The 22,351-nt window shown below is 38.5% G+C and carries 19 protein-coding genes, 1 tRNA gene and 2 pseudogenes; 13 read left to right on the top strand and 9 right to left on the bottom strand.

Annotated elements, in window-relative coordinates; all coding sequences use genetic code 11:
* Complete coding sequence (locus tag FJR06_RS04695) at positions 1–207, bottom strand: hypothetical protein (protein WP_168650933.1); 207 nt, start codon at positions 205–207, stop codon at positions 1–3.
* Positions 208–243: 36 nt separating this feature from the next.
* Between FJR06_RS04695 and FJR06_RS04690 the strand changes: the two genes are divergently transcribed.
* Positions 244–1,197, top strand: a complete 954-nt coding sequence (locus FJR06_RS04690) for an asparaginase (RefSeq protein ID WP_015080638.1) — start codon at positions 244–246, stop codon at positions 1,195–1,197.
* A 60-nt stretch (positions 1,198–1,257) separates the two neighbouring features.
* A tRNA-Met gene (locus FJR06_RS04685) sits at positions 1,258–1,334 on the top strand.
* 339 nt (positions 1,335–1,673) lie between these two features.
* Here the strand turns inward: FJR06_RS04685 and FJR06_RS04680 are convergent.
* Positions 1,674–1,901: pseudogene (locus FJR06_RS04680) on the bottom strand (ISKra4 family transposase); the annotation flags it as partial.
* Between the two features lie 199 nt (positions 1,902–2,100).
* Here FJR06_RS04680 and FJR06_RS04675 point away from each other — a divergent pair.
* Together FJR06_RS04675 and trmFO are read left to right on the top strand one after the other, a co-directional pair.
* On the top strand, positions 2,101–2,286 hold the full coding sequence (locus FJR06_RS04675) for a type II toxin-antitoxin system HicA family toxin (RefSeq protein ID WP_083881465.1): 186 nt from the start codon (positions 2,101–2,103) through the stop codon (positions 2,284–2,286).
* A 42-nt stretch (positions 2,287–2,328) separates the two neighbouring features.
* Positions 2,329–3,651, top strand: coding sequence for an FADH(2)-oxidizing methylenetetrahydrofolate--tRNA-(uracil(54)-C(5))-methyltransferase TrmFO (gene trmFO / locus FJR06_RS04670; protein WP_015080636.1), 1,323 nt, complete (start codon positions 2,329–2,331; stop codon positions 3,649–3,651).
* A 19-nt stretch (positions 3,652–3,670) separates the two neighbouring features.
* Here the strand turns inward: trmFO and FJR06_RS04665 are convergent, their stop codons facing one another.
* The gene (locus tag FJR06_RS04665; RefSeq protein WP_053540358.1) at positions 3,671–3,964 is read right to left on the bottom strand and encodes a hypothetical protein; all 294 of its coding nucleotides are present in this window, start codon (positions 3,962–3,964) and stop codon (positions 3,671–3,673) included.
* A 289-nt stretch (positions 3,965–4,253) separates the two neighbouring features.
* On the bottom strand, positions 4,254–4,988 hold the full coding sequence (locus FJR06_RS04660; protein WP_168633692.1) for a class I SAM-dependent methyltransferase: 735 nt from the start codon (positions 4,986–4,988) through the stop codon (positions 4,254–4,256).
* A gap of 206 nt (positions 4,989–5,194) precedes the next feature.
* Here FJR06_RS04660 and FJR06_RS04655 point away from each other — a divergent pair, with 206 nt between their 5' ends.
* The 4 genes from FJR06_RS04655 to FJR06_RS04640 all read left to right on the top strand — a co-directional run bounded on the left by FJR06_RS04655 (position 5,195) and on the right by FJR06_RS04640 (position 9,026).
* On the top strand, positions 5,195–6,436 hold the full coding sequence (locus FJR06_RS04655) for a pitrilysin family protein (protein WP_168650941.1): 1,242 nt from the start codon (positions 5,195–5,197) through the stop codon (positions 6,434–6,436).
* A 14-nt stretch (positions 6,437–6,450) separates the two neighbouring features.
* Positions 6,451–7,722 (top strand): pitrilysin family protein, encoded by a 1,272-nt coding sequence (locus FJR06_RS04650; protein WP_015080632.1) that lies wholly within the window; start codon positions 6,451–6,453, stop codon positions 7,720–7,722.
* 158 nt (positions 7,723–7,880) lie between these two features.
* Positions 7,881–8,651 (top strand): peptidoglycan-binding protein, encoded by a 771-nt coding sequence (locus tag FJR06_RS04645; RefSeq protein ID WP_168650931.1) that lies wholly within the window; start codon positions 7,881–7,883, stop codon positions 8,649–8,651.
* Between the two features lie 21 nt (positions 8,652–8,672).
* Entirely contained in the window at positions 8,673–9,026 is a 354-nt protein-coding gene (locus FJR06_RS04640; RefSeq protein ID WP_015080630.1) for a phage holin family protein, read from the top strand.
* Here the strand turns inward: FJR06_RS04640 and FJR06_RS04635 are convergent.
* Positions 9,023–9,448, bottom strand: a complete 426-nt coding sequence (locus FJR06_RS04635; protein WP_168650929.1) for a cobalamin biosynthesis protein — start codon at positions 9,446–9,448, stop codon at positions 9,023–9,025. The two genes, FJR06_RS04640 and FJR06_RS04635, sit on opposite strands and share 4 nt — an antisense overlap.
* Positions 9,449–10,546: 1,098 nt before the next feature.
* Positions 10,547–11,998 (bottom strand): annotated as a pseudogene (locus FJR06_RS04630) (DUF2157 domain-containing protein); the annotation flags it as partial.
* A gap of 232 nt (positions 11,999–12,230) precedes the next feature.
* Here FJR06_RS04630 and FJR06_RS04625 point away from each other — a divergent pair.
* From FJR06_RS04625 to FJR06_RS04615, 3 genes are all read left to right on the top strand, one after another.
* Positions 12,231–13,184 (top strand): RsmB/NOP family class I SAM-dependent RNA methyltransferase, encoded by a 954-nt coding sequence (locus FJR06_RS04625; protein WP_168632047.1) that lies wholly within the window; start codon positions 12,231–12,233, stop codon positions 13,182–13,184.
* A 417-nt stretch (positions 13,185–13,601) separates the two neighbouring features.
* Positions 13,602–16,229 carry a pre-peptidase C-terminal domain-containing protein gene (locus FJR06_RS04620; protein WP_174783425.1) on the top strand — a complete coding sequence of 876 codons (2,628 nt, stop codon included), beginning with the start codon at positions 13,602–13,604 and terminating at the stop codon, positions 16,227–16,229.
* 86 nt (positions 16,230–16,315) lie between these two features.
* Positions 16,316–16,813, top strand: coding sequence for a hypothetical protein (locus FJR06_RS04615; RefSeq protein ID WP_168650927.1), 498 nt, complete (start codon positions 16,316–16,318; stop codon positions 16,811–16,813).
* 207 nt (positions 16,814–17,020) lie between these two features.
* Here FJR06_RS04615 and FJR06_RS23800 read toward each other — a convergent pair whose 3' ends face one another.
* From FJR06_RS23800 to FJR06_RS04600, 3 genes are all read right to left on the bottom strand, one after another.
* Entirely contained in the window at positions 17,021–17,197 is a 177-nt protein-coding gene (locus FJR06_RS23800) for a hypothetical protein (RefSeq protein WP_174783424.1), read from the bottom strand.
* 59 nt (positions 17,198–17,256) lie between these two features.
* Positions 17,257–17,514: a hypothetical protein gene (locus FJR06_RS04605; protein WP_148762694.1), complete on the bottom strand. Its 258-nt coding sequence runs from the start codon at positions 17,512–17,514 to the stop codon at positions 17,257–17,259.
* A 133-nt stretch (positions 17,515–17,647) separates the two neighbouring features.
* Positions 17,648–20,278: an EAL domain-containing protein gene (locus tag FJR06_RS04600; RefSeq protein WP_168650925.1), complete on the bottom strand. Its 2,631-nt coding sequence runs from the start codon at positions 20,276–20,278 to the stop codon at positions 17,648–17,650.
* 142 nt (positions 20,279–20,420) lie between these two features.
* On the opposite strand from FJR06_RS04600, the gene FJR06_RS04595 reads away from it, so the two are divergent.
* A complete protein-coding gene (locus FJR06_RS04595; RefSeq protein ID WP_015081195.1) occupies positions 20,421–21,416 on the top strand; it encodes an ABC transporter ATP-binding protein in 996 nt (331 codons plus the stop codon).
* On the top strand, positions 21,417–22,229 hold the full coding sequence (locus FJR06_RS04590; RefSeq protein WP_015081196.1) for an ABC transporter permease: 813 nt from the start codon (positions 21,417–21,419) through the stop codon (positions 22,227–22,229).
* The last annotated feature ends 122 nt before the right edge of the window (positions 22,230–22,351 follow it).

Raw genomic sequence — 22,351 nt, 5'->3', positions numbered from 1 at the left:
TCATTGGTCATTAGTCATTAGTAAAACAACCAACCACTGACAACTGACAACTGACAACTGTACGGGCGAAGCATTTGGAGAACTATTTTTGGCAATGACCGATAATTTATCTTCCAAATGCTTTGCCTGTACGGGCGAAGCATTTGGAGAACTGTTTTTGGCAATGACCGATAATTTATCTTCCAAATGCTTCGCCCCTACTGACAACTGACCACTGACAATTCACAAAATAGATATAAACCCATGACAATGGGAAAACGAACTCAAGCCGCAGCACTAGAAGTCCGGTTGCTGCGTGAAGGCATTATCGAATCTCGGCATATAGTCCAGGCTGTAGTTAGTGATGACCGGGGACGGGTACTTTCCGTTGCTGGTAACGCTGAAACCGCCGCATTTGTCCGTTCTGCCCTCAAACCATTTCAAGCACTGGCTATCACCAGCACAGGCACATTAGAACGTTATGGTTTGAGCGATAAAGACTTAGCAATTATCACCAGTTCCCACAAAGGCAGTATGGAACAGGTGAGACAGGTATTTAACATCCTGTGGCGAGCAGATATTGACATCAATGCCCTGCACTGCCCAATTCCTCAAGGTAAGAGTAGTGCTTTAGAATATAACTGTTCTGGTAAACACGCCGGAATGTTAGCTGTTTGTCAGCAACGCCATTGGCCGTTAACTAACTATTTGGATCGTAAACACCCAGTCCAACAGTTAATTATCACCAAAGTAGCAGAATTGCTGCGAATGCCAGCAGCAGAATTTCTTACCGCCCATGATGACTGTGGCGCACCCACATATCTGATGCAACTCAGTCAAATGGCCTCTTTATATGCTGTATTAGCTTCTAGCAATAGCGTGGATATGGAGCGAATTGTCCGCGCCATGAATCATCATCCTACAATGGTGGCGGGTGTTGGAGAATTTGATACAGAATTGATGCGCTTAACTCCTGGTGAACTGGTGAGTAAATCTGGAGCGGAAGGGGTACAGTGCATTGGCCGACTTGGTGAAGGCATGGGATTAGCTATTAAAGTCATGGATGGCTCAACACGCGCTAAATATGCCGTAGCTATTCACATCCTCCAACAAATGGGTTGGATTAGTCCCAGTATTGCCCAAAGCCTCTCTGAAAAGTTTATGAACCTGGGGAAATACAAGCGTTTGGAAGTAATTGGAGAATTATCGCTTTTGTAGTTGACAAACTTTTGACTTCGCGCTATATTAAAGGAGTCGAGAGAAAAGCGACAAAAGCGACGCGGGATAGAGCAGCCTGGTAGCTCGTCGGGCTCATAACCCGAAGGTCAGTGGTTCAAATCCACTTCCCGCCACCAAATAAAAAATAAGTCCCTGTAATTTTTAAAGATTACGGGGACTTATTTTGCATCCCACATTCCGCACTTCAAAAAGTAGTATACAAAAACTACATTTACAACTAATTAGGGCTTGCTAAATAAAGCTAAAACCATTTATTAATAAGGGTTTCGCGGATTTTTATCACAAAAAAGTGCAAGGTTTTGGCTGATGGTGTCCCAAAATAGATGCATTTTTCTTTGTCAGATTTGGAAAATTGAGGATATCCAGATAATTGATATTTTTGAAAAATTCCAGCCAGAGAAATTTTATTTACCTCTGACATTTTTGTTGAGCTTTGACTGGATAACCGTTATAGGCTTAATTAAGTAACGGCAAGCCCCCTCAATCACACCAGTCGCAATGGGAAAACCCGCAGCCAAATAATCATCGTATTTGAGAAAAGCACCATGATTGAGTAGATAATTAGCACATTTATCCACCGGAGAACATTGTTCAATTTTTAGTTGATGTCAGGTAGCACTAGGACGCATACCAGAAGCCACCAAACTAGATTGACCTTTCAAAATGCGGAGCAAACTTAACCAATCCACCATTTCTTCAAATAGTTGGCGGAAGAGGAAATCAGGATATTATTAAGGATTAGTTAGAATTGAATAATGACGAAAAGTATCAACCATTTTGTGCTACCATTGTTTATATTTTGGAAAATTATTACTGCTAACTTTTAATAGTATTTTACTATAAACTCCATCTTAAAAGTAAAATTCTGGGTTTAGCAAAGAAATCTATAAAATTTTACAAAACAATGACTTTACAGAAGTTAGACAAAAAGGAAGTCATATTGTCATGCAAAAAGCAATAGAAGACTCTACTCTGACTGCTATCGTACCTAATCACTCATCTGTTAAATTGGGTACATTAATGTCAATTATTCGGCAATCTCAACTACCTCGTTCTTTATGTGAATAATAGTTTTATCATAATTTTATCGAAAATCTATCTCAAATCACTATGACACAAGAACCGATACAAGTAATTGGCGGTGGACTCGCAGGAACAGAAGCAGCATGGCAAATAGCCCAAGCCGGCGTGCCTGTAATTCTTCACGAGATGCGCCCTAAACGCTTCAGCCCTGCCCATCATACGGAAAATTTGGCTGAATTGGTCTGTAGCAACTCTTTCGGGGCTATGGCGAGCGATCGCGCCGCCGGTCTCTTACACGAAGAACTCCGCCAACTCGGTTCTATTGTCATCTCCAAAGCAGATGAACACGCAGTCCCTGCTGGTGGGGCTTTGGCGGTAGACAGAGGACAATTTGGCGAAGATTTGACCAAAACCTTAGCAAATCATCCTTTAATTGATTTCCGACGCGGTGAAGTTAAAGAAATTCCCCAAGGTATCGTTGTATTAGCTTCTGGACCTTTAACCAGTCCCGATTTAGCCGCAGATTTACAGCGATTTACGGGGATGGAATATCTCAACTTTTTTGATGCTGCGAGTCCAATTATTGTCGGAGATTCTATCAATAAAGATATTGCATTTATGGCTTCTCGTTATGATAAAGGTGAGGCAGCTTATCTAAATTGTCCGATGAATAAAGAGCAGTATTTACAATTTCGATCAGCACTTTGTCAAGCTGAACAAACGGAATTAAAAGACTTTGAAAAAGAAACAGCGAAATTTTTTGAAGCTTGTTTACCAATTGAAGAAATGGCCAGAAGAGGTGAAGATACCATGCGTTATGGACCTCTCAAACCAGTGGGTTTATCTGATCCTCGCAATGGAGAACGTAACTATGCGGTAATTCAATTACGACAAGAAGATAAAGCCGGTCAACTTTGGAATATGGTCGGATTTCAAACTAATTTGCGGTGGGGTGAACAAAAAAGAGTATTTCAAATGATACCTGGGTTGGAAAAAGCCGAGTTTGTCAGATTAGGAGTAATGCACCGCAATACTTTTTTAAATGCACCACAGTTAATGTCTGCAAGTTTGCAATTTAAAGAACGTCCAACTTTACTGGCTGCGGGACAATTAATAGGAACAGAAGGTTATACCGCAGCATCTGCGGGAGGTTGGTTAGCGGGAACAAATGCAGCTAGATTAGCTTTAGGAAAAGAACCCCTAATTTTACCTATTACAACGATGATGGGGGCATTATTTGAGTTTATCAGATCCGCTGCACCAAAACATTTTCAACCGATGGCTCCTAATTTTGGAATTGTGCCAGATTTGGGTGTGAAAATTAAGAGTAAACCGGAAAAATACGGACGTTACCGCGATCGCTCTTTAGCAGATTTAGCAACTTGGAAAATGGAAAATTCAGCCGTTTAAATTAATAGGAGGAAGTGTTTTAATCTTTCTCCTTCAACATCACTAAACCATGTATTCCCACTGCTGTAATCACACCTCCCAATAATCCCCAAGTAGCATCAGCAAAAACATTAATTCGATGGGCTAAAGCTCGATGATATGCAAATTGTAAAGTTCTTTCATTAGGCTTTTCCTCTTTTACCAATTTTTCTAAATAATTTTCAGCTTTTATTAGTGCGTCATAATCAGTACCAAAATAATAAAGGGATATCAATACTACCAATAAACCAGGTATGACTAAAGTAAGTAATAAAATTCCTGGGCGTGTCTTCATAAAAACATTTAATATTTTTAGTTTATTATAAGTAGGTGAACGGAAAAAAAACCGTAGACGCGGAGCGGCTTCTCGAAGAGTAATATATCAGGAAAAGTAAAGTTGCCCAAAACCTCTTCCCTGTTCCCAGTTAAGAGTTCCCTGCCCTCACAGACAACTTATTCAGCAAGCCCTAAGTATCATCAAGGGGGTTTAAGGGGTATGGAGCTTATCCTGTCTTATTCCTAGCTTCATCGTCGCCCCGTTAGACGCAAACATGGATATTAAAACGATGGTGGATTTTGTAGATTTACTTAAAACATTCAATACCAATTATTGGCACAGAATCAAGGAAATCTTGCCAAAATTCTTGCCCAAATTCTTTTATTCCATCAGGTGAGACTATTGGTAATTGCCAGCGAACCTCTTTAAAACCGACACTCTGAAATGCCCATTCATGAGTGGGAATGCTGAGGTAATAGTTATCAAAGGTGAATTTATGATTATTAATAAATGTATATTTTATGGGTGTACCTTCGATTAGTGGTGAATCTATACTTTTAATAAATCCATATTTTTCAGTTTTCAGATATGATACAGGTGCTTGAGAGGGATTGCTATTAATAGTAACAAAACGACCACCAGGTTTAAGATTGGCAAATATACTTTTACACATTTTGAGTAATTCTTCTGAACTTCGGGCATAATTTAGGAGATAGGAAGCAACTACCAAATCAAAGCTGCCTATTTCACCGAGTTCAAGTACATCACCAAGAATATATTCAATATTTTGAAATTTTCTAGTTTCTTCTTCTCTTGCCAATTCAATCATTTTTTGGGAAATGTCTACCCCTACAACCTTTGCTGCACCTTGATCTTTAAACTTTCTGGTATAAAATCCTTCTCCACAAGCCAGATCCAGAATTGATTTTTCCGCCAAATTGCCAAGCATATTAAAATATGTATATGCTTCTATATGTAAACGCATCGGCAATTCTTTGGATTCTTTATACTCTTTGGCTATGGAGTCATAGTTACTAGTCATTTTTATATCCTGCTATTTAAAGAACTTGGGTCTTGAATTCAAAGTTAATCTATCAAATTCTCAAATGAGTTTTTTGACCCATAAAACTTGTTGATTTACTAAATCTCTACAATTTGGCTTTCTTTTCCGTTAAATTCAAGGTTAGAATGACAACATTAAATTGTGCTTGAAACTAGAAAAAATTGCTAAAACAACTAACTAACAACGTGTTTCCCGGTTCAGTTATCAAATTAGATAACGGCTTGACATTCATTCACCAAGAAATATCCACTACACCCGTAGTCGTAGCTGACGTTTGGGTGCGTGCGGGAGCTAACCTAGAACCAGAACCTTGGTTTGGAATGGCACATTTTCTAGAACACATGATTTTCAAAGGTACACCAAACTTGCTGCCTGGAGAATTTGATTATCATATTGAAAAAATTGGTGGTGTGAGTAATGCCGCTACCAGCCACGATTATGCCCATTATTCGATTACAACCGCTGCTAATTACCTAGAGCATACTCTACCACATTTGGGAGAATTACTCCTGAATGCAGCCATTCCTGACGATGAATTTATCAGAGAACGGGATGTGGTGCTAGAAGAAATCCGTTCTTACAATGATGATCCTGATTGGGTAGGTTTTCAATCTCTTGTTAAAAATATTTACCAAAACCATCCTTACGGACGTTCTGTGCTAGGAACTGAGCCAGAATTAATGCAGCATTCCCCCGAAGCTATGCGCTGTTTTTATCGCAGTTATTACCAACCAGAAAATATGACTGTGGTTGTGGTGGGGGGAATTGGTGAAAAAGCTGCGAGGGACTTGGTAAACCGGACATTTGTAGATTTTCCGCAACGTGATCATTGTCCCCAATTTACCAAAATTGCAGCACCGGTAATTTCAGGAATTCGTCGTCATGAGTTAATTTTACCTAGACTGGAACAAGCGCGGTTAATTATGGGTTGGAAAGTGCCAGGAGTAGAAGAATTTCGGGCTGTTCATGGTTTAGAATTATTATCAGCACTGTTAGGAGAAGGGAGAATTTCTCGATTAGTATCTGATTTGCGGGAAGAAAAGCAACTTGTTCAAGACTTATGCTGTGATTTCTCTTTACAACAAGAATCAAGTTTATTTACAATTACGGCTTGGTTAGAATCAGAATATCTGGAACGCGTTGAAGAGTTGATTTGTGATCATTTGCAAGAATTGCAAAATCAAGAAATTAGCACACCAGAAATAAATCGCATTCAGCGGTTTTTATGTAATGATTATGCCTTTTCTACAGAAACACCAGATCAGCTAACTAATTTTTATGGTTATTATCATACCATTGCTAACGCTGAATTAGCTGTTACCTATCCCCAAGAAATCCAGTCTTTCAATCCGCAAGAACTGCAAAAATTAGCTCAACAATATCTTTCCCCAGCTAATTATGCTGTGACAATTCTCAAACCTTGTTAATTATTAAGTAAAAAATGCAAACTATTAATAGTCGCTCTCTGATTCATCGCACCGTATTAAGTAATGGCATTGTTTTATTAGTATCAGAAAATCAAGCTGCTGATATTATTGCGGGACGGATTTTTATTCGCGCTGGTAGTTGTCATGAACAGCGAGAAAAAGCTGGTTTAGCGCATTTGTTATCAGCAGTAATGACAAAGGGATGTGATGGTTTATCGAGTTTAGAAATTGCCGAAAAAGTTGAATCTGTGGGAGCTGGTTTAGGTACAGATGCAGCTACAGATTATTTTTTGCTATCGTTGAAAACAGTAACTGCTGATTTTATTGATATTTTAACATTGGCTGGACAATTATTGCGATCGCCTACCTTTCCCGAAAACCAAATAGAATTAGAAAAGCGATTAGCAATCCAAGATATTCGTTCCCAAAAAGAGCAACCTTTTGGACTGGCTTTTGAACAACTGCGTCAGGTAATGTACCCAAATCATCCCTACTCCATGTCAGTTTTAGGTGATGAAACAACCATGAGCAGCATTACCCGTGATGACTTAGTAGAATATCATCAAACTCATTTCCGTCCTGATAATATTGTCATTAGCATTGCTGGACGCATTACACCAGCACAAGCAGAGAAATTAGTAAATAAGATTTTTGGTGATTGGCAAATACCAAATTCCACCAAACCTACTCTTAATTTACCACCAATTACTGGATCACCTAAATCTTGCCTGAAACCCTTAAATACACAACAATCAATTATCATGTTGGGTTATTTAGGACCATCAGTAACCAACCCAGAATATGCGGCTCTCAAGTTACTTGCTACCTATTTAGGGAATGGTCTTTCTAGTCGTTTATTTGTAGAATTGCGAGAAAAGCAAGGTTTAGCTTATGACGTATCTGCTATTTATTCGACTCGACTTTTTCCCGCTTCCTTCGTAGTTTATATTGGGACAGCACCGGAAAACACCAAAATTGCTTTTAATGGACTTCGCCAAGAAGTAGAATTATTATCTACCACCGAACTGTCAGCAGAAGCATTACAAACTGCTAAAAACAAAATTATCGGTCAATATGCGTTGGGTAAACAAACTAATGGACATATTGCACAGATATATGGTTGGTATGAAATTTTGGGTTTAGGAATTGAATTTGATCAAAAGTTTCCCGAATTAATTAATAATGTCACTGCAACGGAGGCAATGACAACCGCTTGTAAATATTTACAAGCACCCTACTTATCTCTCGTTGGACCAGAAGAAGCCATTCAGACAGCTACTTTCTAAAACCTTAAATTGCGTAGGTTGGGTTGACGTATGTTACCCAACAAAATCAAGTCTTGGAAATATTCGATTATGTTTTATCTTCACACCAAAAAGATTAAAGGCAAACAAAGCGATCGCCACAGGGTAAGATCAGCATCGGAAAGTTATACAAAAATTCTATGAAATTTAGTTTGATAGCAAGTATTCCCAACTACATGAGCGCAAATTCTTGGTATTGCTTACTCTTGTTAACCACCACACCCGCGTTAATTAGTTCCTCTGCTTTTATATCAACAGCAGCAGCGATTAAAATTGCCCAAGTCAACACAGAAGTTAAAATTAATCGTCCTCCTCTAAACTTAGGTAGTCAGGGTGAACGAGTTACAGAACTTCAAGCCGCTTTGACGATTTTGGGTTTTTATTCAGGTGCTGTGGATGGTACATATCAACAAAGTACCATTATTGCCGTTGCCCAATTTCAGCAAGCTGCTGGCCTAAATCCCACTGGTAATGTAGATAATATCACTTGGCAAAAACTGTTTCCCAGCCCATCAAATATTATTACTTCCGCACCTAATGCTGCCAGTAGTTTTACGACTGTTCCTACCCAACCGACCAGATTCACAAAACCACCGACTACTAAACGCACCACCAATCAGCCTAATTCTAGTATTCAACCCACTCCTCTCAATCAACAAATGCCCGGTATTCAATATACTCCCGAAGGATGGCCAATTTTACATTTAGGTACAAGTGGACCGGAAGTAATTAAATTGCAAAAACAACTCAAAATCCTGGGTTTTTTAAATGGTAAAATAGATGGAGATTTCGGAAGATCCACAGAAGCCGCAGTCAAAGCTGCTCAAACTCGTTATGGTTTAAAACCTGATGGTGTTGTCGGTGGTGGTACATGGAAAGTGTTCTTGAACCGCACTTCCCAGTCACGTTAATCTTGTTCTCATCATCAAACTATGAAGCACTTTCTTTTAACTTGGATAGGGACTGCGGTAGCATTATTAATTACGGCTAAAATTGTTCCTGGAATCATTCTCACTAGTTTTGTTGCTGCCTTAATTGCCGCTGTTGTGATTGGTTTAGTAAATGCCATTGTGCGACCAATTTTGCAGATTTTAGCATTTCCCATCACCTTAATTACTTTGGGTTTATTCACCCTAGTGATTAATGCCTTAACGCTATGGTTTGCCAGTGCCATAACTCCCGGTTATGGTTTTGAAATTCGGGGTTTTATTCCTGCTTTTTTAGGTTCAATTGTTTTATCAATTGTTTCTGGTATTATTAATCAGATTGTTAATGCAGTTGATTAAAATATCAGGTTTTCACTTTTAGCAACGGCTACTGTGATTGTTGCTGGTGCTTCTGGTAATCGGAAAATCTGTTTAGGAACTAATAACATTATTTCCGTAGATGTGATTTCTGAAGCTGCAAGAATCGCGGAAGCCTCTGCTACGCTAGATGTTCCCACTAACTTAGTAATAGTATTATTAGGATTGGGAACAAATACATTATTTAAAAGTTCGGCACTAAAGGTTTTTAAAGGTAGTTTTTCTAAGTTACAAAATTCTAGCAAGCCAATTTCTGAGGCTTTTTTATCAATAGTTGCAATTCCAGCTATTTCATGATATATAAGTTGATTTTCCTGAAAAACTTTTTTGATTACTAAATTAATTAATTGTTGGGAAATTCCTTTTTGACAACCAATTCCTACCCATAATTTTTTTATAACCATATTATCCACTTTCTTTGACAACACTAATAAATGGGGTGTAAAAATAGCGGGCAAGATGCCCGCACTACAAGATTGATAATATTTCTCCAGAAAAATGGCAAAGGTATTGCTATTTAGGGCTTGCTGAAAAAGTCTTTTCGTGAGGGCTAGGAGTCAGGAGTCAGGAGTCAGGAGTCAGGAGTCAGGAGTCAGGAGTCAGGAGTCAGGAGTCAGGAGTCAGGAGTCAGGAGTCAGGAGGAAGAATTAGAAGGAGAGAAGAATAGTCTCAAATTTCAGAAAGTGATAGGTTTTTAATGGTTTCAATCCTTATTCCTTGCACCTAATTCACTTTTTTAACCGGGAAACTCTTAATCTATCTAGGTTTTCGGTTTATTCAGCAAGCCCTATATAGCAAGAATTCAGGAGTCACCGAGTCAGGAAAAAGAAAGTAAGAGTCAAAATCTAATTTTGTGCGAGCAATGTAGCAATATCCGGCAGAATATCCCCTATTAATTTGTTTTAACTGCTGAATTATTCTTGATGAATATGTCTTCATTCTGATTGAAAATTATCCCATTAATCACCTCTGTTATCACGTCTGTTGTCATCTCTATTATCTCCTCTACTACTTCTATAATCACTCCCACTATTGCTTCTTTTGTCACCTCTATTATCGCTATTGTCTCCTCTACTACTTCTATAATCACTCCAATCACTCCCACTATTGCTTCTTTTGTCACCTCTATTATCGTTATTGCCTCCACTACTACTTCTATAATCACTCCCACTATTGCTTCTTTTGTCACCTCTATTATCGTTATTGTCTCCACTACTACTTCTGTAATCACTCCCACTATTGCTTCTTTTATCACCTCTGTTATCGCTATTGTCTCCATTACTACTTTTATTCCCGCTATTTCCGCTATTCCCGCTATTCCCACTACCACCACTATTCCCGCTACCACCGCTATTCCCACTACCACCGCTATTTCCGCTACCACCGCTATTTCCGCTACCACCGCTATTTCCGCTACCACCGCTATTTCCACTATTACCACTACCACCGCTACCACCACTATTACCACTATTACCGCTATTTCCGCTATTCCCGCTACCACCACTATTACTAGTTTTAGAAGTAGTAAAACGACTTTCAAACCAAAGTCCGGCTGCAATGAGAGAATAACCGCAAATACCAAATACTAAAGCCCGGAAAAGAACCTCAGTATTATATTCTAAAACCCGGCTGATAATTTGCAAGGTAAATAATAATATACCACACCAAAAGGCGGTTCTTTTCCGTAATTTTAACCCTTCTTGAACTAATCCCCAGGCTAATATTGCCAACAAAATGTTGAAGATAAAAATGCCTAGTTCAGTAATTCTGGTGATAGCTTGATGCCAAAAGGGAGTAATCAGAATGAAACCCAAAAAAGTAGTAATAATGCCAATTCTGAAAAATACTTCCCGACGAAGTGGACTGTTGCTTTGACGAATTAGAAATAACCATTGCAACACTGCCAAACCGCTGAGAATTCCTAAATCAATAATGGGCAAAGATGGCAATACATTCGATAAATTACTAGTTTGATCGAAGGGATTTAAAAATAATAAACTGCTACTAGAGTCTACAGATTCCCATTGAGAACGAAAAGATAAAAGATAAAAAACTACCCCAAAACAAATCAAGCCTAAATTACGTGCCAGGGGTTGAAACAATCTATAATTAACTGTGGGAAAAAGTAAATCGTCATAACTCCAAAGTAAGGCAGGTGGTAAAGCCAACGCAAAGGAAGCTATCCAAGAAACTAGATCAGAAAATGTTAAGAGTGGTAAAGGTCTGAGGTTATATTGCAAAGATATAATAAATGCCACAACTCCCATGCCAAAAATCCACCGGGATCTGCAAATATAAGCTAAGGGAACAAACAGTAACCATGATAGTAATGGCATATGGCGCACAGCTAACCGCGCCCAAGTCAGTTCCCCAGATTCAGTCCCCAAATTACCAATTCCTATCCAATAACCGATTTGAATGAGGACAATGGCCATAATTCCCAAGGAATTGAGGGAAAGACTATAAGCCATGACTAACACTCCAAACCCCCAAGCTAAAAATAACTCAGAAGCTGAACCGCTAATATTGAATATTTGCCCCATTAACATGAGGGTTGTCCCTAAAATAAAAGCACTGAGAATTAACAATGCTTCTCCGAGTACCCGTTTACCCTCTTGAGATTTTTTACCCTGATTTGTGGTAAGTGTAGGTTCTCGCCAAGTCAAAAACCCAGTAATGGCTGTGGAGAGAAATAAACTCATTAACAAGATAAACTTAACATCCCGTGACCAACCCTGCCAATTTGCGCCCACAAGGGTCATTAAACCTAAGCCTAATAGTAAACCGCCAATGACAATGGCAATGACACCAAAACTATCACGGGTAGATTCTTCTATCTTATTAAATTGATGCCGCTTGGCTATTTGGTCATACTGGGAAGAATTAATAATTCCTTCGTCTCGCCAACGTTGTGATTCTTGGCGGAGTTTTTGCTGAAAATTGTTAAATATCATGACCTCTCCGGTACATAAGTGGAATACCAAATCTAAAATCTTAATTTGGTATGAGTTTGACAAGCATTAAAACAAGGTTAGCTTCTAGCCAAAAGCCAGAAGCCATACCGGACGAACTTTGCAAACGCCATTTGAATATCGGTCAATGTCTTTTTAGTATGCAGCCAAATATATTGATTGCATTGTTCTCATGTAACAGTTTCTCTTCTGATTTAATTTGGTAGAAATTAATATGCAAAAACCTTCTAATTTATTGCTTAAAGTTACGCGACAGTTATTTGCAAATGTAGATGAACAAACAAAGTTTATTGATGCTTTAGTTCATCCTCAACCTTTTGCACCTTGTATTCTGTGGTGTCAAGATAAACCCGATATTTCGCCTTTTAATGTGCAAACACCAACACATTGGCAACCGCATTTTGTAGACCGGTTATCTTTAGGAGAAAAACCAGGTAAGCATTCTCTTCATGAACAAGGACATTTTTATTGTTTAGATTTTTCTTCGGTATTTTCTGCTTCGGTTTTGTTGGCAATTCCCGAATCAATATCTGTAGTTTTTGATATGTGTGCTGCCCCTGGTGGTAAAAGTGTGTTTGCTTGGAGGGCTTTAAAACCTGATTTATTAATTACTAATGAGGTGATTGGTAAGCGGTTAGGAATGCTAATTTCTAATTTAAAACGTTGTCAAATTAAACCTAGTGGAGTAGTAAATAGAGATTCGAGTATTTTTGCAGAACTGTTGCCAGCTTCGAGTAATTTGGTGATAGTTGATGCCCCTTGTACTGGGCAATCTTTACTAGCTAAAAATGAGAAAGCACCGGGATGTTTTCACTCGACTTCAATTAATAAAAGTGCCAATCGCCAAAAACGCATTATTGCTAATTCTGCCCAAGTTGTCGCCCCTCAAGGTTATTTGGCTTATATGACTTGTACTTATTCTGCTGAAGAAAATGAGCAGGTTTGTGAATGGTTTTTGGAACGGTTTCCACATTTTCAAGCGGTGGAAGTTGAGCATTTATCTACTTTTCAATCTCGTTTAACTAGTATTCCTTGTTATCGGATGTTTCCGCAATATCGGTTGGGTGCTGGTGCTTTTACGGCGTTGTTTAAAAATACGGCGGCAGGTGATATGAACGGGATTGATTTAGACACTATGTCTGCTATGTGGAGATATCAAAATATGTAATATTCTTGGATGCTATCCGAATAAAGCCCACCTGCGTGTGATTGACATTTTATTTCTCACGCAGAAGCACGAATAAGTATTAAGATTTACAAATTAAAATCAGTCGTCATCAGGTAAATCAAGGCTTTTACGTCATTTTTGCGTAATTATCGCACAATTTAGTATAATTTTTTTAGTAAAATAGTATTTTGTACCGTAGTCAAGTTAACATAAATCATTTTATATTTATGTAATGAAAGTGACAGTTTAGTCAAAATATCCTCCACAAAAGCAGTAGTTTATCCTAGATTCTCAGTGATACTAATATTTCACTCTTGAAGTACACCCAAGATGAGCATTGCCCACTAGAATCTGGATACAGTCTGCATTGCCCACCCTACGTAATCAAGATTTTCATAAATTATTTAGGAGCGCATTATGTTTGATGGTTCTGAAAAGTCTTTTGATTCCTCTTTATCAGGATTGGGCAATTCCTCAACTTACCTGGATAAAGATCCTTTAAGTTCTAGTCTAACAGAGTATAGTTCACAGCAACTTCCATCGTTAAATGCACCTCTTGATTATGCTGGAAATACCCTAGCTGCAGCCCGTAATGTTGGTACATTAACAGGAAGTCAACTTTTTACTGATTGGGTAGGAAGTGCTGATACTAACGATTACTATAAATTCAATGTAGGCACACAAAGTAACTTTAGTCTGAACTTAACAGGCTTGAGTGCCGATGCGGATGTTAAGTTACTCAATAGTTCAGGTGGTGTAATTTCCACTTCTGAGAATGGTGGTACTACTTCTGAATCCATTAACAGTCAGTTGAGTGCAGGTACTTATTATGTACGGGTATACCGATACAGTGGTGACACTAACTACAGTTTGTCGTTAACTGCTACTGCTCTTCCTGTTGATAATGCGGGAAATACCCTAGCTACAGCCCGTGCTGTTGGGACATTAACAGCAACTCAAAGTTTTAGTGACTGGGTAGGAAGTGCTGATACTAACGATTACTATAGTTTCAATGTGGGAACACAAAGTAACTTTAGTCTGAACTTAACAGGCTTGAGTGCCGATGCGGATGTTCAATTACTCAATAGTTCTGGTGGGTATATTTCCAGTTCTGAGAATGGTGGTGCTACTTCTGAATCCATTACTAGTCAGTTGAGTGCAGGTACTTATTATGTGCAGGTATATCAATATAGTGGTGACACTAACTACAGTTTGTCGTTAACTGCTACTGCTCTTCCTGTTGATAATGCGGGAAATACCCTAGCTACAGCCCGTGCTGTTGGGACATTAACAGCAACTCAAAGTTTTAGTGACTGGGTAGGAAGTGCTGATACTAACGATTACTATAGTTTCAATGTGGGAACACAAAGTAACTTTAGTCTGAACTTAACAGGCTTGAGTGCCGATGCGGATGTTCAATTACTCAATAGTTCTGGTGGGTATATTTCCAGTTCTGAGAATGGTGGTGCTACTTCTGAATCCATTACTAGTCAGTTGAGTGCAGGTACTTATTATGTGCAGGTATATCAATATAGTGGTGACACTAACTACAGTTTGTCGTTAACTGCTACTGCTCTTCCTGTTGATAATGCGGGAAATACCCTAGCTACAGCCCGTGATGTTGGTGCATTAACAGCAACTCAAAGTTTTAGTGATTGGGTAGGAAGTGTTGATATTGACGATTACTATAGTTTCAATGTCACAACACCCTCTAATGTGAATTTGAATTTAACAGGCTTGAGTGCTGATGTAGATCTTTACTTACTCGATGGTTCTGGTACTGTAATTTCCAGTTCTATATATGGTACTACTTCTGAATCCATTACTAGTCAGTTGAGTGCAGGTACTTATTATGCGCGGGTAAATCGCTATAGTGGTGATACTACTTACAGCTTGTCGTTAAATGCCACTGAGGTTACACCAACTCCAACTCCCACTCCAACTCCCACTCCAACTCCCACTCCAACTCCCACTCCGACAGATTGGTATACTCAAAATCTAGTAGATGCTCAAATTACCACTTTAACCCGTTCCTTAGCTGCTGATGGTAATTTGAGTCGCAATGACATGATTGCTATTTTCCGTGATGCTAAAGATGGTAGTGTAATTGATGCCAGTGAGTTAACTGACTTACGGACTCTTGTTAGTAACTCTACCCTCTTCACCATGGCTGATTCTGTGAAGGTCTTATCTAATAAGATTGCCAATAGTGACGTTGCTAACACTCGTTCCGGTATTGGTAACTTGTTTGTCGGTAGTAGTGATACCCAAATGGAAAATCTGATTGGTAAGTGGTTCTTAGGTACTGCTCGCCCAGTCACAGGTTCAGGTTTAACCTATAGTTATGTTGGTGGTTCTCTGTTCCAAAATGGACTTAGTGCTGATGACGTTTACCAAGGAGCGGTGGGAGACTGTTATTATGTAGCAACTTTAGCTTCTATTGCCCAGGAAAAACCTGATTACATCCAAAATATGTTTACGGACAATGGTGATAATACCTTCACCGTTCGATTCTATAACAATGGTGTAAACAATGGTGTAGCTGATTATGTCACAGTAGATCGTTACTTGCCAACTTATTCATCAGGTAATGCTGTTTATGCTGGTTGGGGAGGAGGTTCTTATACTTCCACTAGCAATGAACTTTGGGTAGCTTTAGTAGAAAAAGCCTATGCCCAGTTAGCTGAATCTGGTTGGAGTCGTTCTAGCACTTCTAATAACTCCTATGCAGATATTTCAGGGGGTTGGATGAGTTCAGTGATTAGTCAGGTAGCGGGATTAGGCAGTTCATCATCTGAGGCCGTTAATATGACTCAAACTCAACTGATTAATTTGGTTAATTCTAATCAAATTTTAACAGTTGGGTTTGTTGATGCTGCTGATAATACATTAGGGGTTGTTAATGGTCATGCTTACACCATTACTGCCTATAATGACACTAATGGAACTTTCCATTTACGGAATCCTTGGGGAAGTTACCACGCTGATGTCACATGGAGTCAATTAGTCTCTTTGAGAGGTATTATGGTATGGTCTAATACCTAGACATCATTGGCAGCAGTACGAATATTAATTATTTGTACTGCTGTTTATTGATGTAATCATGATTTCAATAATATAAGGTAATGTAGATGAAACCATTATTATTGTTGTTTAGTTTATTAAGTTTTGATAGTATGGTGGATTGTTGTCATTATTTACCTAGAGATTTTCACGGTCAACCATCGTCACACTTACAGTCAAAGGCTGTTAATAAGAAAGTTATGATTAAGGTTTCTTTACTATCTCAAGAGAATAAATTACCACCTTTAGGTATTCCTCCTCAAGCGCGTCGAGATATTGGTTTTGCGACTGTATTTGTCAGCTTAGAAAATCATCAGATGAACAATCAAACGGTGATCATTAAAAATATTGAAGTTCGTAATGTTTCTGATCATAAATTACAATCTTTTAGTTTTCAGCCAAAACGGATTGAATTAAAACCTTTAGAAAATTCGGTAATTGATATTCATTTAACTAATAAAATTGGCTATTCTGGAAAAGATCGAGTAAAGGCAATAATTACCTATCAAATCGGGGAAGAGGTTAATAAAATTGAATCTGAAGCTGTTGATGTAGATAGACATTAGCTACTTAGGGCTTGCTTAATAAAGCTAAAACTTAGATATATCAAGAGTTTCAAGGTGAAAAAGGTGAATCAGGTGCAAGGAATAAGGGTTGAAATTAGCAAAAACCTATCACTTGACCAGATTCAAAACTATTCTTCTCTTCTTCTAATTGTTCCTCCTGACTCCTGACTCCTGACTCCTGACTCCTAGCCGTCACAGATAACTTTTTCAGCAAACCCTACTTAATAAGCTAATTGTAATTATCCCAAAGTCAAAATACCAGCTTAAAAATTCACCACCAAAGGCAAAAATTCCAACCACCTTTTTACGAAGAAATTGCCAATATAGTCCTTCTAAATCTTGTTTATTAATTGCTAGAAAACCTGTAAAGCCAGTATCTAACATCGTCCTTTTATTATTAGCGGGCAAGATGCCCGCACTACAAGAAATTTTGGGATATTTTTTTAATTGGAAGTCTTTAAAGAAATTAGGGTTGAATTTGCTGCTGATTCCAACTTAGGTATTTCCTGGGGTACTTCCACCGGGTTGATTGTAGAAATATTGCTGAGGTTATAACCAAAAATCTGATCATAGTTAGAGGCAACAGCTAAAAATGCCCCACCTAAAATATATATTGGTAATGGGACAGAAAAACCTTGTAACCACTTAAAAAACTCTGCGAATGCAAACAGAACAAAAAAGCATACAAACCAAACTCTCATGATTTCATCTGTTCCTGACTAAGTTATCTTTTCTCTTTTCACTTATTTTAGTAGGCACGGGGTAGGCACGGGGGCGCTACCCCTACATTAAATCCAAATCTTTTATATAATTAATTTTGCCTGCCACCTATAACTATTTATTTTCATTTTTCAAAGCTTCTGTAGCTTGTTCAACTGACAGTGGACGATATAATAGGTATCCTTGGACTTCATCACAGTGAATCGAGCGTAAAAATTCTAATTCTGCGGGATGTTCTACACCTTCAGCGATTAATCTCAATCCTAAAGATTGTCCTAGGGTAACTATCGCTTGGATAATATGAGCAACTTTTGGATCTGTAGTTAGTTCTCTGATAAAAGATTGATCAATTTTTAAGTTATGGAATGGTAAGACTTTTAAGCGATTTAGGGAAGAATAGCCTGTACCAAAGTCATCAATGGACAAAAGTAACCCCATTTCTGCTAAATTTTGGAGTGCAACTGTCGTGAAATTGATATCAGCTATCGCTGTAGTTTCCGTAATTTCTAATTCTAAAAATTCTGGTTTTAGTTGAGTTTCTGTTAAAATATCAGTTAATATTTCTACTAACTTAGGTTGGCGAAATTGCCCAGGAGAAAGATTAACGGCAATTGTAATTGGTTGATATCCCGCATCTTGCCAAGCTTTATTTTGTATACAAGCCTGACGTAATGCCCATTCACCAATAGAGATAATTAAACCGCTTTTTTCCGCTAGAGGAATAAAAACAGCGGGAGAAATTACACCCATTTCTGGGTGATTCCAACGCAATAAAGCCTCCATGCCTGTAATTTTACCCGTGGTAATATTAACACGAGGCTGATAGTAAAGCATCAATTCTTTGCGTTTCATGGCATGGCGTAAATTTTTTTCTAACTTCAATAATTCGGGATTTTTTTGACTGAGAGATTCTTTATAAAATTGGTAATTATTTCTGCCTTGATTCTTAGCATAATATAACGCCGCGTCTGCGTGTTGAATGAGAGTTTCGGCATCAGGACTATCTTTACCCAATAGGGCTATGCCAATACTAGAACTAATATAAAGTTCATGTCCGTTAATATAAAAAGCATCTTCTAAAGTCTGGAGAATATTTTTAGCTATTTGGATAATGGGTGGAATTTCAGTTACTCGTGGTAAGAAAATAGTGAATTCATCACCACCCCAACGAGCCACAACATCTTCAATTCTAATTGTGTCTCTGATTCTTTGGGCGACAATTTTTAATAAATCATCTCCGACTGTATGCCCCAAAGTATCATTGATAATTTTAAAGCGATCCAGATCCAGGAACATCACGGCAATACTTTCCTCTGGCTGAATTATTTTTTGGATGCCTTGGTTGAGGATATCGTTGAATCGTAACCGATTGGGCAGTCCAGTCAGTAAGTCGTGCATGGCCTGATAGCGGATCTTTTCCTCTACTTGCTGACGTTGACGAGCGCCACTAATACTTGCGGCCATTGTGATCAGGCTAGATTCTTCATGCTTTGACCAATAACGCTCTGATTTGCATTCAACTAAACCCAAACAGCCCCAGAACTGTGTTTCTAATCTTAGCGGTACAAATAGAAGGGATTTAATATTATCTCCCATAAGCAGTTTTTGTTCCTCCGGGGAAAATATTTGGGTAAAGTCGCTAATAGTCTCACCTTGAAAAAGTTTGCTATACCACCGTTCTAATCCAGGGGTTTGATAAGACTGATTTTGCCAATGGGAGTGGGAAGTTTCTGCACCAGATTTAATCCATTCACACTGCATACTAATGGACATTTCTCCGCTCACTGGATGGGGATGATTTTGGAATAGATAAACTCGTTCTACATTGGTAGCTTCTCCTAATGCTGCCAGTGCTTTTTCGATAGCTAGATCATAGTTCATTTCTGCTAATAAATAATTTGCCGCTTCCGCTACTGCTTGTAATAGGCGATCGCGTTGTTTTAGTTCTAGTTCAGCTTGTTTTTGCTCAGTAATTTCTCTAATAATAAAAGTTCTAATTAAATTACTTTCAGGTAAGTAATGAACAGATTGTTCAAAAATTTGGTTACCAACTGTTACTTCCCGGACAAAGGAATTTTGCGCTTGATTCTTAACTGCTGTTAATAATTGGGTCAAAATTGGGTGTTCCTGAGCTATCTGCCTCAAGTTCGGAAATTGGGCCACTGCTGCCGGATTTAGATATGTTACTCTTCCTGCTAAATCCATTTCAATAATAGCATTAGGAATAAGTTCAGGAAAAGAAGCTAGGCGGGCTAAAGCTGTCTCACTAGCAGCTTCAAAATTAATATTTTCCATAATAGCTTTACTAACGTGAGAAAGAGAATTTACCTTGCCAGAAAGGAAATTAGACAAGTCACCAGTTCCACAAGACTCAGAAAATATTTGCTTTGAAAGATTAGTAATTACATAGTATTTAGCTTGAGTGTGACTATCAAATGCAATAACATCTCCATTTTGAAGATTATGATGAAGACATTTATGGCCATTTACAGATAAACCGTTAGTGCTTTTTTTCCCTTGGAAGTTACCATCAATAATCCTAAACCCATATTGATCAGTATTGGGGATTGTTACCCTTAATAAAATCGCGTGTTGTCTGGATACAGACGGAGAATAAAGAACAATAGCATTTCTTAAATCCCTTCCTAGAGAGTATGTTGCTTCTAGCAAGGGAAGAGTGCGCTGCCCTTTTGGATCTTGGACAACTAATAAATGGCGAATTTTTTCTGTCTCATTCCCTTCCATACCTTTTCCTTAAAGTCTTATGTATTTGAATAATCTACGTAAAAATTTTTCTATATTCTGAATTATTGCAAAAAAAGGGAACAGGGAACAGGGAGCAGAAGCTAAGATTATGTGGGTATTCTCATGATTGGTGATTGGGCAAATGATTGAAGTTGAGCATCTGAGTAAAATTTACGGTTCGACAACGGCAATTACGGATGTTACCTTTAGCGTAGAACCGGGGGAAATTTTGGGGTTTTTGGGTCCTAATGGGGCTGGTAAAACCACAACTATGCGAATTTTAGCCGGTTATTTACCTGCCACCAGTGGGACAGTGAAGATTGCGGGTTATGATGTCCATGATCATTCTCTGTTGGTGCGGCAGCGAATTGGTTATTTACCGGAAACGCCGCCATTATATCCAGAGATGACGGTGGAAGGGTTTTTACACTTTGTTGCTCGGATTAAGGGAGTTTCTTCAGGCGATCGCCCAACAAAAGTAACAGCAGCCATTAAGCGCTGTAACTTAGAAGACAAGCGCAAAGTCATTATTCGCAAACTCTCTAAAGGCTATCGGCAAAGAGTGGGGATTGCCCAAGCGATCGTTCATGATCCCCCAGCAATTATTCTTGATGAACCTACTGTTGGTCTTGATCCCCGGCAAATTATCGAAGTGCGGAACTTAATTAAAAGTTTAGCAGGAACACACACTATAATTTTGTCTACTCATATTCTCCCAGAAGTGAGTATGACCTGTAACCGAGTTGCCATTATTAATCGGGGGGAAATAGTTGCAACTAATACCCCAGAAAATTTAATGACACAGTTAACAGTTGGGGCAGGATATGAGTTAGAAATCGGTGGAGAAGCAGCTTTAGCTAAACAAATGCTGCAAAATATATCCGGTGTAAGTTTAGTAGAATTAATGCCTAACCATCAGCAATTATCAGAAAATCATACTTGCTTACGGGTCATATTACAGCCAGGAATAGAACCAGGAAAAGAAATTACGGCGGCTTTAATTCGGGCTGGATTTGATTTATATGAAATGCGGCGAATAAATGCCACACTAGAAGATGTTTTCTTAGAATTAACTACAGCAGAAAAGCATTTACCACCAGAGATAACTTCAGAAATTGAAGAAGGAGAAACTGCATAAATGGGTATAGTCATCGCCAATATTATTGCCATTTATCGTCGAGAACTACAGAGTTATTTTGTTTCCCCATTAGCCTATGGAATAGCTAGTGCATTTTGGTTTTTAGCTGGTTTATTTTTCGTGATGATTTTGTTAGGACCAGAAGGAATTTTAGTCACAGTTTCTAGCTATGATTTACAAGGGCAACAAATGGGAGTTCCCGTCCCAACAATAGATGTTCCCTATGAATTTGTGCGGGCATTTTTAGATAGAATGGGATGGTTAATGTTATTTGTATTGCCTATTCTCTCAATGGGACTCTATGCTGAAGAACGCAAACGAGGAACTTTGGAACTATTAGCCACATCACCAATTACCAATTGGGCTGTGGCTGTGGGTAAATTATTAGGGGTATTAACATTTTTCTTGACAATGATTTTACCCTTAATAGGATTGGAAGCGATCGCTTTATCTAGTTCCAATCCACCCATATCACCCATAATTCCCTTACTTGGTCATTTAGGATTACTCTCACTAGCAGCAGCGATTTTGTCTTTAGGAATGTTTATTTCCTCATTAACAGACAGTACAATTTTATCGGCTGTTCTTACCTTTGCCGTCGTGATTTTGCTGTTATTCATTGATTTAATTGCCAAAGCCATTCCTGGACCAATTGGTGAAGCCGTGAGTCATCTATCTCTGCTTAAACATTACAACACTCTGATTCAAGGAATTTTTGATACTAGCGGCTTGATTTTATTTGCCAGTTACATTATTTTAGGTATTTTTCTCACTGCCCAATCAATTGATGCACTTCGTTTTCAACGTCAGTAGTTAGTTGTTAGTTGTTAGTTGTCAGTTGTCATTGGGAAAATTCTTTCTCCCCCCTACTTCCCCTACTCCCCCTACTTCCCCTACTCCCCCTACTTCCCCTACTCCCCCTACTTCCCCTACTC

The organism is Dolichospermum sp. UHCC 0352, assembly GCF_009711925.1.
In the GTDB taxonomy this organism is placed as follows: Bacteria; Cyanobacteriota; Cyanobacteriia; order Cyanobacteriales; family Nostocaceae; genus Dolichospermum; species Dolichospermum lemmermannii.
Note: the sequence above shows the minus strand (reverse complement) of the source record. Positions and strands in the feature narration are given on the sequence as shown.